Below are 15,597 nucleotides of genomic sequence, written 5' to 3'. Positions count from 1 at the left end.
GCTACGTGTTGGCCATGTCCACGAACCGGGAATAGTGGCCCTGGAAGGCGACGGTGATCGTCGCCGTGGGGCCGTTACGGTGCTTCGCCACGATCAGGTCCGCCTCGCCCGCGCGGGGCGACTCCTTCTCGTACGCGTCCTCGCGGTGCAGCAGGATCACCATGTCGGCGTCCTGCTCGATCGAGCCCGACTCACGCAGGTCGGAGACCATCGGCTTCTTGTCGGTGCGCTGCTCGGGACCACGGTTCAGCTGGGACAGCGCGATCACCGGCACCTCGAGCTCCTTGGCCAGCAGCTTGAGGTTTCGGGACATGTCCGAGACCTCCTGCTGGCGGCTCTCGGGACGGCGCGAGCCGCCCGACTGCATCAGCTGGAGGTAGTCGATGACGACGAGGGAGAGGTCGTTGCGCTGCTTGAGGCGCCGGCACTTCGCCCGGATCTCCATCATCGACAGGTTCGGGGAGTCGTCGATGTAGAGCGGGGCGGCGGAGACGTCGGGCATCCGGCGGGCCAGCCGGGTCCAGTCGTCGTCCGTCATGGTGCCCGAGCGCATGTGGTGCAGCGCCACCCGGGCCTCGGCCGACAGGAGGCGCATCGCGATCTCGTTGCGCCCCATTTCGAGGGAGAAGATCACGCTCGGCAGGTTGCTCTTGATGGAACAGGCCCGGGCGAAGTCCAGCGCGAGGGTGGACTTACCCATGGCGGGACGGGCCGCGATGACGATCATCTGGCCCGGGTGCAGGCCGTTGGTCAGCGAGTCGAGGTCCGTGAACCCGGTCGGGACGCCCGACATCTGGCCACTGCGCGAGCCGATGGCCTCGATCTCGTCGAGTGCGCCCTCCATGATGTCGCCGAGCGGCAGGTAGTCCTCGGAGGTCCGCTGCTCGGTGACGGCGTAGATCTCGGCCTGGGCGCTGTTGACGATCTCGTCGACGTCGCCGTCCGCCGCGTATCCCATCTGCGTGATCTTCGTACCGGCGGCGACGAGGCGGCGCAGGACGGCCCGCTCGTGGACGATCTCCGCGTAGTACTCGGCGTTGGCCGCGGTCGGGACGGACTGGACGAGGGTGTGCAGGTACGAGGCCCCGCCGACCTTGCTGATCTCGCCGCGGCGGGTCAGCTCGGCGCCGACCGTGATCGGGTCGGCCGGCTCGCCCTTGGCGTACAGGTCGAGGATCGCCTGGTAGATCGTCTCGTGCGAGGGCCGGTAGAAGTCGTGGCCCTTGATGACCTCGACCACGTCCGCGATCGCGTCCTTGGACAGCAGCATGCCGCCGAGCACCGACTGCTCGGCGTCGAGGTCCTGCGGCGGGACGCGCTCGAAGCCGCCGCCACCGCCGTCCCAGGAGCCGCCCTCGCGGCCCCGCTCGTGCTGTTCGTCCCCGCGGCCCCGGCTGTCGCTGTTACGGCGCGGACGGGCGGGCAGACGGTCACCTGGACCGCTGTCGGCCCAGGGGTCGTCCATGGGCTCGGGCATGCTCACCGGGCCGCCTCCTCCCGTCCGCAACGCGGACCTCGCCGTGCCACTCTTTCTAGGGCACGGCTCTGACATTTGGGGCACCCGAATCCGCAGTCGGCGAGTCGGGCAACGCACAACGGTAGGGCCGGGAGCGACGTCAGCCAATCTTGTTATCCACAGGCTGTGTGGATGAGATGTGGATGACCGACCCAATGCTGTGGGTAAGTCGCCGGAAGCTGTGCACGGACCGGGGGACGGTGCTGTGGACAAAATCACCTGCCCTACCCACACACCTGACCTGACCTGCATTTTCTTCCTCCACGGGCTGTGGGGGAGAAATTTCTTGGCCCTGTTCCCGAGATCGCCTCCAACGGGGTGCCGAGAAGACGCGAGTCAACTCACAGGTAAGGATCCAAAACTAGTTGCGTCTATTACCTGTGGAAGATTAGATTGAGCGCATGACACAGGCCCTGGCCCCGCTGAAGGCTGCCCCGAGACGGCACGACCGCGAGATACTCGCGCTCGCCGTGCCGGCTTTCGGCGCCCTCGTCGCCGAACCCCTGTTCGTGATGGCAGACAGCGCCATCGTGGGGCACCTCGGCACCCCCCAGCTGGCCGGCCTCGGCATCGCAGCCGCCCTGCTCACCACCGCCGTCAGCGTCTTCGTGTTCCTCGCGTACGCCACCACCGCGGCCGTCTCCCGCCGGGTCGGCGCGGGAGACCTGCCGGCAGCCATCCGGCAGGGCATGGACGGCATCTGGCTCGCTCTCGTGATCGGGGCGGCCGTCGTCGCCGTGACGCTCCCCACCGCGCCCTGGCTGATCTCCCTCTTCGGAGCCTCCGACACCGTCACCCCGTACGCGGTCACCTACCTGAGGATCTCCGCCCTGGGTATCCCGGCCATGCTGATGGTGCTGGCCGCCACCGGTGTCATCCGCGGCCTCCAGGACACCCGTACCCCGCTCTACGTCGCCGTCGGGGGCTTCGCCCTCAACGCGGGCCTGAACGGCGCCCTCGTGTACGGCGCGGGCTTCGGCATCGCCGGCTCCGCCTGGGGCACCGTGATCGCCCAGTGCGCCATGGCCGGCGCCTATCTCGTGGTGGTGGTCCGCGGAGCCCGCCGCCACGGGGCTTCCCTGCGCCCCGACTCCGCGGGCATCCGGGCCTGCGCCCAGGCCGGCGTACCGCTGCTGGTGCGCACCTTGTCGCTGCGCACCGTCCTGATGATCGCGACCGCTGTGGCCGCGCGGCTCGGCGACGCGGACATCGCAGCCCACCAGATACTGCTCTCCCTGTGGAGCCTGCTCGCCTTCGCTCTCGACGCGATCGCCATCGCCGGGCAGGCCATCATCGGCCGCTACCTGGGCGCCGGCGACACCGAGGGCGCCAAAGCCATCTGCCGCCGCGTGGTGCAGTGGGGCATCGTCTCCGGGATGGTCCTGGGCGCACTGGTGATCGCAGCCCGCCCGCTGTTCATCCCGCTGTTCACCGGCGATCGCGCGGTCGAGGACGCCCTGCTGCCCGCCCTGCTGGTCGTGGCCCTCTGCCAGCCGGTGGCCGGCATCGTGTTCGTGCTCGACGGGGTCCTCATGGGCGCGGGAGACGGCCGCTACCTGGCCCGGGCGATGCTCGTTACGCTGGCCGCGTTCACCCCGGTCGCACTGCTCGTCCCGGCCGTCGGCGGCGGCCTGACCACGCTCTGGTGGGCCATGACCCTGATGATGCTGGTCCGGATGGCCACCCTCCAGCTGCGGGCACGCTCCGGCCGATGGCTGGTGGCGGGGGCGACCCGCTGACCCGCGGGCCCATGTTTCACGTGAAACATGGGCTGCTCCTCGGCATGTTTCACGTGAAACATCGGCCCGAAGCCCCCGACAACGACGAAGGGCCGCACCCCTGTGGGGTGCGGCCCTTCGCGTGCAGCACTTAGGCGGCGACGACCTCGACGCCCACGTTCGCGGCGACCTCGGCGTGCAGACGCACGGAGACCTGGTACGAACCGAGGGTCTTGATCGGGGCAGCCAGCTCGACGCGGCGCTTGTCGACCTTCGGACCACCGGAAGCCTCGATCGCCGTGGCGATGTCGGCCGGGGTCACAGAGCCGAAGAGACGGCCGGCGTCACCCGAGCGGGTGGCCAGACGGACCTTCGTGCCCTCGAGCTTGGCCTTGACCTCGTTGGCCTGCTCGATGGTCGCGATCTCGTGGATCTTGCGGGCGCGGCGGATCTGCGCCACGTCCTTCTCGCCACCCTTGGTCCAGCGGATCGCGAAACCACGCGGGACCAGGTAGTTGCGAGCGTAACCGTCCTTGACGTCGACGACATCGCCGGCGGCACCGAGGCCAGAAACCTCGTGGGTCAGGATGATCTTCATTAGTCGGTCACCCTTTCCTTATCGCGCGGTGGACGTGTAGGGCAGCAGCGCCATCTCACGGCTGTTCTTCACGGCCGTGGCGACGTCACGCTGGTGCTGCGTGCAGTTGCCGGTGACGCGGCGGGCACGGATCTTGCCGCGGTCGGAAATGAACTTCCGCAGCATGTTCGTGTCCTTGTAGTCCACGTACGCGGTCTTGTCCTTGCAGAACGCGCAGACCTTCTTCTTAGGCTTGCGCACAGGCGGCTTCGCCATTGTGTCTCTCCTGTGTGATCAAGAAGTGGGGATGCGAGCTTCCCTAGAAGGGAGGCTCGTCCGAGTAGCCACCGTTGGAGCCGCCGGAGCTTCCGCCCCAGCCGCCCCCGCCGCCCTGCTGCTGCTGGCCGCCGGCCGGCGCGCTGGACGCCCACGGGTCGTCGGAGGGAGCTCCGCCGCCCTGCGGGGCGCCGCCGCTGGGGGCTCCGCCCCAGCCGCCGCCGCCGCCCTGCTGCTGACCGCCGCCGCCGTATCCACCCTGGCCACCGCGGCCGGTGGTCTTGGCGACCTTGGCCGTGGCGTTCTTCAGGCTGGGGCCGACTTCCTCGACGTCCAGCTCGTAGACCGTGCGCTTGACACCCTCACGGTCCTCGTACGACCGCTGCCTCAGCCGGCCCTGCACGATGACGCGCATGCCCCGCTGAAGGGACTCGGCGACGTTCTCGGCCGCCTGCCGCCACACCGAGCAGGTCAGGAACAGGCTCTCGCCGTCCTTCCACTCGTTGGTCTGGCGGTCGAAGGTGCGGGGGGTGGACGCGACACGGAACTTCGCGACCGCCGCACCCGAGGGGGTGAAGCGCAGCTCGGGGTCGTCGACGAGATTGCCGACGACCGTGATGACGGTCTCGCCTGCCATGGATGAACCTCTCGGCGGGGATTTGCTGCTGGGCTGCTGTGCTACTCGGTCCCGATTACCGCTGAACCGAAGTTCAGTGGGTCTCGGGGCGGAGGACCTTGGTCCGGAGAACCGACTCGTTCAGGTTCATCTGTCGGTCAAGCTCCTTGACGACCGCAGGCTCGGCCTGAAGGTCGATGACCGAGTAGATGCCCTCGGGCTTCTTCTTGATCTCGTAAGCGAGACGACGACGGCCCCAGGTGTCGACCTTCTCGACCTTTCCGTTGCCCTCACGGACGACGGAGAGGAAGTTCTCGATCAGCGGGGAGACAGCGCGCTCCTCGAGATCGGGGTCGAGGATGACCATCACTTCGTAGTGACGCATGTGGAACCCACCTCCTTTGGACTCAGCGGCCACGGTCGTTCCGTGGCAGGAGGGTCGTGATGCGTGCGCACGGCGTCTGTGAGCAGACACCGCGCAGCTGTACAGACTACCTGCTCGACTCCTTCCGGTTGAAATCCGGCAGGAAGAGGCCACACTCTGTATTCATCGGGTGTGCTCGGTGCTATGCCCTCGGCCCCTGCCGGAGGCGCCCCGCGCACCGCTCTGCTTCAGCCAGGAGGTGCCTTCCGATGGCACAGGCAATGCGACCCCAGTCCTCGATCTCGCTCCTCGCAACCGACGGCAAGCCCCATCCGCTGCAGGACACGCTCATGGTGGCCACAGTGGTGCTCGGCGCCGTGGCGTTCGTCACGGGGTTCTTCGACAATCTGCACCTGCTCAGCTCGTGGACCGGGCTCGTCGGCATCCTGACCGGCGCGTACGGACAGTTCATCTCGGAGACGACACGCGAGCGCTTCGCACTGATCATCGGGCTTGGCGCCTCGGCCGTGGGCTTCTACCTCGGCATGGCGCACGGCGGTCTCTTCGGCGGCTGGGCGGGCTGACCGGGGCGCCTCGGCGACAGGGCGCCGGCCGCACACCGGCCCGGGCCCGGCCCGGCCCCCAGATGGGTGGCGCCCCTGTCGCAGTAGGCTTCGCGCCATAGCCAGCGAAGCCGCCGGAGGAGACGCCCCGCATGAGCCTGTCCCTGAGGACCATCAGCCGAGAGCAGCATCTGGGATACCTCCAGAGCCTGCCCTCGGCTAGCCACTGCCAGGTCCCGGCGTGGGCCGACGTGAAGAACGAGTGGCGCTCCGAGAACCTCGGTTGGTTCGACCAGAACGACGAACTGGTCGGTGCCGCCCTCGTGTTGTACCGCCAGCTGCCCAAGGTGAAGCGGTATCTCGCCTACCTTCCCGAGGGCCCGGTCATCAACTGGTACGCCCCGAACCTGGAGGAGTGGCTCCAGCCGATGCTGGCCCACCTCAAGCGCCAGGGCGCCTTCACCGTGAAGATGGGGCCGCCCGTCGTCATCCGCCGCTGGAACTCCGCCGCCATCAAGGCCGGTATCCAGGACCCGGAGGTCAAGCGCCTGCGGGACGTGGAGGCCTCGCACATCGAGCCCCGCGCCTTCGAGGTGTCCGACAAGCTGCGCCGCATGGGCTGGCAGCAGGGCGAGGACGGCGGCGCCGGCTTCGGCGACGTGCAGCCCCGCTACGTCTTCCAGGTGCCGCTCGCCAACCGCTCGCTGGACGACGTCCTCAAGGGCTTCAACCAGCTGTGGCGCCGCAACATCAAGAAGGCCGAGAAGGCCGGCGTCGAGGTCGTCCAGGGCGGCTACGAGGACCTGCCGGTCTGGCAGGAGCTGTACGAGATCACCGCCGAGCGCGACAAGTTCCGCCCGCGCCCGCTCAGCTACTTCCAGCGTCAGTGGACGGCCCTCAACTCCGAGGACCCGAACCGGATGCGGCTGTACATCGCGAAGCACGAGGGGGAGCCGCTGGCCGCCGCCACGATGCTCACCGTCGGCCAGCACGTCTGGTATTCGTACGGCGCCTCCGCCAACCACAAGCGCGAGGTGCGGCCCTCGAACGCGATGCAGTGGCGCATGCTGCGCGATTCGTACGCGCTCGGTGCCAGCGTCTACGACCTGCGCGGCATCAGTGACACGCTGGACGAGAACGACCACCTGTTCGGCCTGATCCAGTTCAAGGTCGGCACGGGCGGCGAGGCCGTCGAGTACGTCGGCGAGTGGGACTTCCCGCTCAACAAGATGCTGCACAAGGCGCTCGACATCTACATGTCGCGCCGCTGACCTGCTTCGGCATCCCCCAGACACCGCACTGCTGCACCTTGCAGCTTTTCAAGAGAGGCTCCGGACGGGCATGGCGCTCACGCTCTACGTCGACACCGCGCGCTGGCGTGCGCACCAGAAGCAGATCCAGGACCAGTTCCCCGGGATGATCCCGGTCTGCAAGGGCAACGGCTACGGCTTCGGCCATGAGCGGCTGTGCGAGGAGGCGACCCGGCTGGGCGCCGACGTCCTCGCCGTCGGGACCACGTACGAGGCCGCCAGCATCAAAGACTTCTTCGGCGGCGACCTGCTCGTCCTCACCCCGTTCCGGCGGGGCGAGGAGCCGGTGCCGCTGCCGGACCGGGTGATCCGGTCAGTGTCCTCGCTGGACGGGGTCCGCGGCCTGGTCGGTGCCCGCGTGGTCATCGAGTGCATGAGCTCGATGCGCCGCCACGGCATCTCCGAGCAGGACCTGGGCCAGCTGCACTCGGCGATCGAGGACGTGCGGCTGGAGGGCTTCGCCCTGCACCTGCCGCTGGACCGCCCCGACGGCTCGGACGCCGTCGAGGAGGTCATCGGCTGGATGGACCGGCTACGCGCGGCCCGGCTGCCGCTGCACACCATGTTCGTCAGCCACCTGCGGGCCGAGGAGCTGGCGCGGCTGCAGCAGCAGTTCCCGCAGACCCGCTTCCGGGCGCGGATCGGCACCCGGCTGTGGCTGGGCGACCACGAGGCGACCGAGTACCGGGGCGCCGTTCTCGACGTCACGCGCGTCGCCAAGGGCGACCGGTTCGGCTACCGGCAGCAGAAGGCGGCTTCCGACGGCTGGCTGGTCGTGGTCGCGGGCGGCACCTCGCACGGGGTGGGCCTGGAGGCCCCCAAGGCCCTGCACGGCGTGATGCCGCGCGCCAAGGGCGTGGCCCGGGCCGGCCTGGCCACCGTGAACCGGAACCTGTCGCCGTTCGTGTGGGCGGGCAAGCAGCGCTGGTTCGCGGAGCCCCCGCACATGCAGGTGTCGATCCTGTTCGTGCCGTCGGACGCCCCCGAGCCGAAGGTCGGCGACGAGCTGGTGGCGCACCTGCGCCACACCACCACGCAGTTCGACCGGGTGCTCGACGCCTGATACCCACCCGGTCGGTGAAGGGGCCCGGTCGGTCCCCGGCCGGTCAGCCCCCGGGCACTCAGTCCCTGGGGGCCATGCCCCACTCGACCCGCTGACCCTGCGAGGGCTCCGCATCCTGCGGCGCCCTCGCGGCGTCCGACAGCGCGAACACGTCCTCGGCCCCGTCCAGGACCCCGCCGGACGGGTCGTCCGACCCGTCGCGGCGTACGACGTCCCTCTCGGGCATCAGGATGTCGCGCACGACCACCGCACACAGGTAGAGGGTCGCCAGCAGGTGGGCGGTGATCGCCACCTGGTAGCCCTCCACGGGCAGACCCTGATGCTTGTCCCCGCTCGTCGTGTAGGCGAGGTACAGCCAGATCCCGAGGAAGTACACGACCTCGCCGGCCTGCCAGATCAGGAAGTCCCGCCAGCGCGGCCGGGCCAGCGCCGCCAGCGGGATGAGCCACAGCACGTACTGCGGCGAGTAGACCTTGTTGGCCAGGATGAAGGCGGCCACGACCAGGAACGCCAGCTGGGCGAAGCGGGGCCGGCGGGGAGCGGTCAGCGTGAGCACTCCGATGCCCGCGCACAGCAGCAGCGTCAGGCCCGTCGCGTACGTGTTGGCGTCGTGCAGGGGGTTCCCGGAACGCTGGGAGATGAGCAGCCACACGGACCCGAAGTCGATCGGCCGTTCCTGGCTGAACGTGTAGAACTTCTTCCAGCCGTCCCAGGCGAGGAGCATGACCGGCAGGTTCACCACGAGCCAGGAGACGGCCGCGCCGAGCGCGGCGGAGCCGAACGCCCGCCACTTCCCTGCCCGCCAGCACAGCACGAACAGCACACCGAGCAGCAGGACGGGATAGAGCTTGGCCGCGGTGGCCAGGCCGATGAAGACGCCGAAGAGCACGGTCCGGCCGCGGGACCACATGAGCATTCCTGCGGCGGTCAGGGCGATGGCCAGCAGGTCCCAGTTGATCGTCGCAGTGAGCGCGTAGGCGGGCGCGAGGGCGAAGAGCAACGCGTCCCAGGGCCGGCGGTGGTGGGTGCGCGCGACGCACACGGCGATGACCGCGGCGCAGGCCATCAGCATCCCCGCGTTGACCATCCAGTACATCTGCTCGCGGTGCTGCATGGAGCCGCCGCCGGGGGTCAGCCAGGACGCGACCTCCATGAAGAGCCCGGTCAGCACCGGGTACTCCAGGTACTCCATGTCGCCGGGGAGCCGGTCGAAGTAGGGCGTGAGTCCGTCGGCGAAGCCGCGTACGGCGAAGAGGTGCGGGATGTCGGAGTAGCAGGCGTGGGTGTACTGCGAGCCGGCTCCGCGGAACCACGCCCAGTCGTAGCAGGGCAGCTTCTGCACCATGCCGAGCGCGAACAGCCCGATGGCGACGAGGGCCACGACGCGCACCGGGGTCAGCCAGTGGCCGCCCAGCCGGGCGTAGCGGCCCATCGGGCCGCCGATGAACTCGCTGCCGGCCGCGGCGACCTCGTCCTGCTGTGTGGGCAGTACGGGCCGTTCCTCGTGCACCTTGGTCATGCGCTCATCCTGCCGTACGGGGCCGGACATGCGGGAGGGCCGCCGCACCGTGTGCGACGGCCCTCGTCGGAACAGGGGAGGGCGTCAGCCCGAGGTCCCCACCGTGGTCCCCCAGCTGGTGCCGCCCGGGCGGCCCGGTTTGCCCGATGGCGTCGGAGACGGTGATCCGCTGGATCCGCCGGCGCCGCCGTTGGTGGTGCCGCTGTTGGTGCCGCCGCCGGTGTCCGGGATGCAGTACAGCTCCCACGGCTTGCAGGACGGCTTGCCGCCCCTCGACGGGGTCGGGGAGACCGGCGGCGAGGAGGTTGCCGAGGGCGAGGGCATCGACGGGGACGGCGACGGGGAGAACGAGGGGCTCGGCGAGGGGGCACCGGAGGCGTCCGCGGTGACCCCGATCTTGTCGGCCTCCGGGAACTCCTTGACCGGGGTGCCCTTGAGGGCTTCCTTCATGTACTCGGTCCAGATCGCGGCCGGGATGTCGCCACCGTGGATGGAGTCGACGCCGCCCACACCGTTCATGGAGATCAGCTTCTTGTCCGCCGAGTTCGGGTCGGTGCGGAACAGGGCGACCGAGGTGGACAGCTCCGGGGTGTAGCCGACGAACCACGCCGACTTGTTCTGGTCGGTGGTTCCGGTCTTGCCGGCGGCGGGCCGGTTGAAGCCGAGCTTCCTGACCTTGGTGCCGGTGCCGTTCTCGACGACGTTCTGCAGGACCTTGGTGACGTTGTCGGCGATGTCGTTGTCCATCGCCCGCTGCTCCTTGGGCGCCCCGAAGCCGGGCAGCTCCTTGCCGTCCTTTTCGACACGGGTCACGGAGAACGGATCGCGGTGCGTACCGGAGGCGGCGAAGGTGGCGTAGGAGTCGGCCATGCGGATGGCGCTCGGGGTCGAGGTGCCGAGGGCGAACGAGGCGTCGTTGTTCGGGTTCATCGAGTCCTTGAGGATGCCCGTCGCCTCGGCGACCTCCCGGACCTTGCTGTGGCCGACGTCGAAGACGAGCTGCGCGAACGGCACGTTGATGGACTTCTCCATCGCCTCGTTGAGGGTCACGTATCCGTAGGGGTAGGTGCTCTCGTTCTTCTGCTTGAACGGCTTGCCGGACGCGTCACGCAGCGGCTTGCCGTCGCGGTTGTTGATCACCGTCAGGTCGTTCGCGTTGTACTTGCTGTCGGCCGAGATGCCCCGGCCGTTCGAGTTCTGGGTGCCGTACTGCATCGCGGCCGCCAGGACGTACGGCTTCCAGGTCGATCCGACCGGGACACCGAGGGTGTCGGCGTTGTTGCTGAAGTACTTCTTGTCCATGCCCGGGCCGCCGTACAGGGCCACGATCGCCCCGGTCTTCACGTCCACCGAGGCGGCGCCGAACTGGACGAAGGTGTCGTACTCGGGCCGGGCCTTCTCGTCCAGGAAGTCGTTGCGGGTGTCCTCGACGGCCTTGGCCAGGGCGTCCACCTTCGGCTTCTGGAAGGTGGTCTTGATCTGGTAGCCGCCGCGGGCCATCTCGTCGGGCGTGATGCCGGTGACCTTCATCACGTACTTCTTGGCTGTGTCGACCAGGTAGCCGGTCTGGCCGGACAGGCCGCGAGCCTGCTCGGAGTCGACGAGCTTGGGGAACTCCTTGAACTGGTCCCGGTCGGACTTCTGCATCCGCTTCACCACGACCTCGCGGTCCAGGACCCAGGCCCAGCGCTCCTTGGCCCGCTCGGTGTTCTTCTCGGGGGTGGCCGCGGCACCGATGCCGCCGTCCGGGTTGTAGAGGTTGGGGCCCTTGAGCACGGAGGCGAGGAAGGCGCTCTCGGAGGGCGTGAGGTCCACGCAGTCCTTGCCGAAGTAGGCCCGCGCGGCCGCCTGGATTCCGTAGGCGTCCCGACCGTAGTAGGCGGTGTTCAGGTAGCCCGCGAGGATCGTGTCCTTCTCCTCGGACACGCCCAGCTTTATCGAGATGAAGAGCTCGGTGACTTTGCGCTTGAGCGTCTGGTCGGAGTCCAGGTACGTGTTCTTCACGTACTGCTGGGTGATGGTCGAGCCGCCCTGGGTGGAGCCGCCCTTGGCCATGTTCCACACGGCTCGGACGATGCCCATCGGGTCGACGCCCTTGTCCGTCTCGAACGACTCGTTCTCGGCGGCGATCACGGCGTCCTGCATCGACTTGGGGATCTTGTCGATGGGCACGATCTGCCGGTTCATCGAACCGCCGGTGGCCACCATCTGGGTGCCGTCTTGCCAGTAGAAGACGTTGTTCTGCGCCTGGGCCGCCTTGTTCGGGTCGGGCGTGTTCACCGACGCGATGCCGATGCCGGCCCCTGCCGTGATGATCGCGAAGAATCCGAGGGCGGTGCCGCAGACCAGCTTCCAGGACGGCACGAAGCGCTGCCAGCCCGCCTTGTCGGAGCGCGGGTAGTTGATCAGCCGCTTGTCCGGGCGGCCGGGGCCGCGGCCCGCGGGGCCGGCGGCGCGTCCACGGCCTCCGGATCCACGGGGGGCGGCCCGGCGTGCCCCGGCACGGCTGCCGTGGCCGGGCGGCTCTGCGTACGGTCCGCTGTGTGACGCAGTGGGGACGTCACGTGCGGGCCCGGCGCCCTGGCCAGGGCGCTGCTGGGCGGCCCGGCGGGCCGCGGCACGACCGCCACCCTCGGGCTGCGGCGGTTTGCGGCGGTGCTCGCTCATCGAACGACTACTCCTCGGGCAGGCGAGTGGCCTGGAAGCGGCAGGTGAATTCCGGTTCCCCCCGTTGTCATGGCCCACAGACTACGCACGCTCAAAACCCGAACAGTGCCGAAGTTCACCCCAAATCAGGCAACTCGCCTGGTACGAATTGGTGATGTGACGCCGGTCACTACATCCCCCCTTGTCGCCGAAGACGGCCCGTTCTATCGTCTGGATGTATCGAGCCGATACATCAGCTCGGTATAAAACCTCAGGGACGAAGGAGGCAGGCGGATGAGCAGGCGCTCAGGCATCCTCGAGTTCGCCGTCCTCGGCCTCCTTCGCGAATCCCCCATGCACGGGTACGAGCTCCGCAAGCGGCTCAACACCTCGCTGGGGGTGTTCCGGGCGTTCAGCTACGGAACGCTCTACCCCTGCCTCAAGACGTTGGTCGCCAACGGCTGGTTGATCGAGGAACCGGGCAACGCCCCGGAAGACGCTCTCGCCACTTCACTCGCAGGGCGCCGAGCCAAGATCGTCTACCGGTTGACGGCCGCAGGTAAGGAGCACTTCGAGGAGCTCCTGGCCCACACGGGCCCCGACGCCTGGGAGGACGAGTCCTTCGCCGCCCGCTTCGCCTTCTTCGGTCAGACCGAGCGGGAAGTGCGCATGCGGGTCCTGGAAGGCCGTCGAAGTCGACTCGAGGAGCGCTTGGAGAAGATGCGCGCCTCACTGGCCCGTACGCGGGAGCGCCTCGACGACTACACGCTTGAGCTGCAGCGGCACGGAATGGAGTCCGTGGAGCGCGAAGTGCGCTGGCTGAACGAGCTCATCGAGAGTGAGCGGGCGGGACGGGATCAGAGACGACCCGGTCCGCCCGACGAAACTGCAAAGTGAGGCCTGCATCTCGCAGGCCTCGTCCGAGAACAAACAGGGAGCAACCGGAATGGGTTCGGTTCGCGTAGCCATCGTCGGCGTGGGCAACTGCGCCGCCTCGCTGGTGCAGGGCGTCGAGTACTACAAGGACGCCGACCCGGCGGCCAAGGTCCCCGGTCTGATGCACGTCCAGTTCGGCGACTACCACGTGCGTGACATCGAGTTCGTCGCCGCGTTCGACGTCGACGCGAAGAAGGTCGGCCTCGACCTTTCGGACGCCATCGGCGCCAGCGAGAACAACACCATCAAGATCTGCGACGTCCCCAACAAGGGCGTGACCGTGCAGCGCGGCCACACCCTGGACGGCCTGGGCAAGTACTACCGCCTGACGATCGAGGAGTCCGCCGAGACCCCGGTCGACGTGGTCCAGATCCTCAAGGACCGCGAAGTCGACGTCCTGATCTGCTACCTGCCCGTCGGCTCCGAGGACGCGGCGAAGTTCTACGCCCAGTGCGCCATCGACGCCAAGGTCGCCTTCGTCAACGCCCTCCCGGTCTTCATCGCCGGCACCAAGGAGTGGGCGGACAAGTTCACCGAGGCCGGTGTCCCGATCGTCGGCGACGACATCAAGTCGCAGGTCGGCGCCACCATCACGCACCGCGTGATGGCGAAGCTGTTCGAGGACCGCGGCGTCCGTCTTGAGCGCACCATGCAGCTCAACGTCGGCGGCAACATGGACTTCAAGAACATGCTCGAGCGCGACCGCCTCGAGTCGAAGAAGATCTCCAAGACGCAGGCCGTCACCTCGCAGATCCCCGACCGTGAGCTCGGCGAGAAGAACGTCCACATCGGCCCGTCCGACTACGTCGCGTGGCTCGACGACCGCAAGTGGGCCTACGTCCGCCTCGAAGGCCGCGCCTTCGGCGACGTCCCGCTGAACCTCGAGTACAAGCTCGAGGTGTGGGACTCCCCGAACTCCGCCGGTGTCATCATCGACGCCCTGCGCGCCGCGAAGATCGCCAAGGACCGGGGTATCGGCGGCCCGATCCTGTCGGCCTCGAGCTACTTCATGAAGTCCCCGCCGGTGCAGTACTTCGACGACGAGGCCCTGGCCAACGTCGAGAAGTTCATCAAGGGCGAGGTCGAGCGCTAAGTCGCACTCCGAGGGTCTTCGGACACCTGGTCTTCGACTGTTCTTCCGCGGAGGGTCCCCGGGCAATGTGCCCGGGGACCCTCCGCGTATGTGACCCTTGCCCTCATGCCTGTCGTACGTGATCTGCGCGTACTCCTGCGCCTGAGGGACTTCCGCAACCTGCTCGCCGTACGGCTGCTCTCCCAGGCGGCGGACGGCGTGTACCAGGTGGCGCTCGCCACGTACGTGGTGTTCTCCCCGGAGAAGCAGACCTCGCCCGTGGCCATCGCCTCTGCCATGGCGGTACTGCTGCTGCCCTACTCGGTGATCGGCCCCTTCGCCGGGGTGCTGCTCGACCGCTGGCGGCGCCGGCAGGTCTTCCTCTACGGCAACCTGCTGCGGGCCTTCCTCGCGTGCGGCACCGGCGTGCTGATCGTCGCGCACGTCCCCGACTGGCTCTTCTACGCCTCGGCCCTCTCGGTGACCGCCGTCAACCGCTTCGTCCTGGCCGGGCTCGCCGCGTCCCTGCCCCACGTCGTCGACCCCGCCCGGCTGGTCACCGCCAATTCGCTCTCACCCACGGCCGGGACGCTCGCGGCAGTCGCCGGCGGCGGACTCGCCTTCCTCGTCCAGCTGCTGGCCTCCGACTCCAACGCCGTGGTGGTGCTGCTCGGCGCCGCGCTCTACCTGTGCGCGGCCCTGGTCTCGCTGCGTCTGGCCGTGGGGCTGCTCGGACCGGACCACCCTGCCGGACGGGTCCACCCGTCGGTCACCGAGGGGGTCGCCCTGACCGTCCGCGGGATGGCCGAAGGCCTGCGGCACCTGGCCTCCCGGCGCGAGGCGGCGCAGACGCTCACCGCCATGACCCTGATGCGCTTCTGCTACGGGGCCCTGTTCGTGACGCTGCTCATGCTCTGCCGCTACTCCTGGTCGGACACGGAGTCCGGCGGCCTCGCACTGCTGGGTATCGCGGTCGGCGTCTCCGGGGCCGGGTTCTTCACGGCCGCCGTCGTCACCCCCTGGCTGGTGGGCCGGCTGGGCACCCGCGGCTGGATCACGGCCTGCTCCGCCGGGGCTGCCGTCCTGGTGCCCCCGCTCGGCCTGTTCTTCAAGCCCGGACCGATGCTGGTCGCGGCCTTCGTGCTCGGCCTCGCCACCCAGGGCGCCAAGATCTCCACCGACACGGCCATCCAGTCCCATGTGGACGACGACTACCGCGGCCGCGTGTTCTCCGTCTACGACGTGCTGTTCAACATCGCGTTCGTGAGTGCGGCCGCCGTTGCCGCCCTCATGCTCCCCCCGGACGGGCAGTCCGTCGCGCTGATCGTGGGCGTGGCCGTCCTCTACGCGCTGACGGCTCTCCGCCTGAAGCGGCAGGGCGATGTTTCACGTGAAACATCGCCCCGCTCGGACGCGTGACA

At 68.7% G+C, this 15,597-nt stretch carries 14 protein-coding genes; 7 read left to right on the top strand and 7 right to left on the bottom strand.

The window, feature by feature from the left end; genetic code table 11:
• Position 1 precedes the first annotated feature (1 nt).
• Positions 2-1,465 carry a replicative DNA helicase gene (gene dnaB / locus ACZ5WG_RS10190; RefSeq protein ID WP_053687861.1) on the bottom strand — a complete coding sequence of 488 codons (1,464 nt, stop codon included), beginning with the start codon at positions 1,463-1,465 and terminating at the stop codon, positions 2-4.
• A gap of 452 nt (positions 1,466-1,917) precedes the next feature.
• Here dnaB and ACZ5WG_RS10185 point away from each other — a divergent pair, with 452 nt between their 5' ends.
• Complete coding sequence (locus ACZ5WG_RS10185) at positions 1,918-3,255, top strand: MATE family efflux transporter (protein WP_468722018.1); 1,338 nt, start codon at positions 1,918-1,920, stop codon at positions 3,253-3,255.
• Positions 3,256-3,385: 130 nt separating this feature from the next.
• Here ACZ5WG_RS10185 and rplI read toward each other — a convergent pair whose 3' ends face one another.
• The 4 genes from rplI to rpsF form a co-directional block, all read right to left on the bottom strand.
• On the bottom strand, positions 3,386-3,832 hold the full coding sequence (rplI, locus tag ACZ5WG_RS10180; protein ID WP_030292603.1) for a 50S ribosomal protein L9: 447 nt from the start codon (positions 3,830-3,832) through the stop codon (positions 3,386-3,388).
• Positions 3,833-3,850: 18 nt separating this feature from the next.
• Positions 3,851-4,087 (bottom strand): 30S ribosomal protein S18, encoded by a 237-nt coding sequence (rpsR, locus tag ACZ5WG_RS10175; RefSeq protein WP_005315025.1) that lies wholly within the window; start codon positions 4,085-4,087, stop codon positions 3,851-3,853.
• 43 nt (positions 4,088-4,130) lie between these two features.
• The gene (locus ACZ5WG_RS10170; protein ID WP_030292604.1) at positions 4,131-4,724 is read right to left on the bottom strand and encodes a single-stranded DNA-binding protein; all 594 of its coding nucleotides are present in this window, start codon (positions 4,722-4,724) and stop codon (positions 4,131-4,133) included.
• A gap of 73 nt (positions 4,725-4,797) precedes the next feature.
• Positions 4,798-5,088: a 30S ribosomal protein S6 gene (rpsF, locus tag ACZ5WG_RS10165; RefSeq protein WP_004950685.1), complete on the bottom strand. Its 291-nt coding sequence runs from the start codon at positions 5,086-5,088 to the stop codon at positions 4,798-4,800.
• A 248-nt stretch (positions 5,089-5,336) separates the two neighbouring features.
• Here rpsF and ACZ5WG_RS10160 point away from each other — a divergent pair, with 248 nt between their 5' ends.
• The 3 genes from ACZ5WG_RS10160 to ACZ5WG_RS10150 all read left to right on the top strand — a co-directional run bounded on the left by ACZ5WG_RS10160 (position 5,337) and on the right by ACZ5WG_RS10150 (position 8,003).
• Positions 5,337-5,651 carry a hypothetical protein gene (locus tag ACZ5WG_RS10160; RefSeq protein ID WP_365950929.1) on the top strand — a complete coding sequence of 105 codons (315 nt, stop codon included), beginning with the start codon at positions 5,337-5,339 and terminating at the stop codon, positions 5,649-5,651.
• Positions 5,652-5,782: 131 nt separating this feature from the next.
• Positions 5,783-6,901: a lipid II:glycine glycyltransferase FemX gene (locus tag ACZ5WG_RS10155; RefSeq protein ID WP_030153200.1), complete on the top strand. Its 1,119-nt coding sequence runs from the start codon at positions 5,783-5,785 to the stop codon at positions 6,899-6,901.
• Between the two features lie 70 nt (positions 6,902-6,971).
• Positions 6,972-8,003: an alanine racemase gene (locus ACZ5WG_RS10150; protein WP_053785474.1), complete on the top strand. Its 1,032-nt coding sequence runs from the start codon at positions 6,972-6,974 to the stop codon at positions 8,001-8,003.
• Between the two features lie 58 nt (positions 8,004-8,061).
• On the opposite strand, the gene ACZ5WG_RS10145 is transcribed toward ACZ5WG_RS10150, so the two are convergent.
• On the bottom strand, positions 8,062-9,522 hold the full coding sequence (locus ACZ5WG_RS10145) for a glycosyltransferase family 87 protein (protein ID WP_468722016.1): 1,461 nt from the start codon (positions 9,520-9,522) through the stop codon (positions 8,062-8,064).
• 84 nt (positions 9,523-9,606) lie between these two features.
• Positions 9,607-12,189, bottom strand: coding sequence for a transglycosylase domain-containing protein (locus ACZ5WG_RS10140; protein WP_468722015.1), 2,583 nt, complete (start codon positions 12,187-12,189; stop codon positions 9,607-9,609).
• 273 nt (positions 12,190-12,462) lie between these two features.
• On the opposite strand from ACZ5WG_RS10140, the gene ACZ5WG_RS10135 reads away from it, so the two are divergent.
• The 3 genes from ACZ5WG_RS10135 (at position 12,463) to ACZ5WG_RS10125 (ending at position 15,595) form a co-directional block, all read left to right on the top strand.
• On the top strand, positions 12,463-13,065 hold the full coding sequence (locus ACZ5WG_RS10135) for a PadR family transcriptional regulator (RefSeq protein WP_053785476.1): 603 nt from the start codon (positions 12,463-12,465) through the stop codon (positions 13,063-13,065).
• A gap of 49 nt (positions 13,066-13,114) precedes the next feature.
• Positions 13,115-14,197: an inositol-3-phosphate synthase gene (locus ACZ5WG_RS10130; protein WP_468722014.1), complete on the top strand. Its 1,083-nt coding sequence runs from the start codon at positions 13,115-13,117 to the stop codon at positions 14,195-14,197.
• 105 nt (positions 14,198-14,302) lie between these two features.
• Positions 14,303-15,595 carry an MFS transporter gene (locus tag ACZ5WG_RS10125; protein WP_468722013.1) on the top strand — a complete coding sequence of 431 codons (1,293 nt, stop codon included), beginning with the start codon at positions 14,303-14,305 and terminating at the stop codon, positions 15,593-15,595.
• The last annotated feature ends 2 nt before the right edge of the window (positions 15,596-15,597 follow it).

The organism is Streptomyces sp. NPDC032745 (assembly GCF_055579465.1).
The sequence above is the reverse complement of the archived record's forward strand: the minus strand, read 5'-3'. Positions and strand labels throughout refer to the sequence as shown.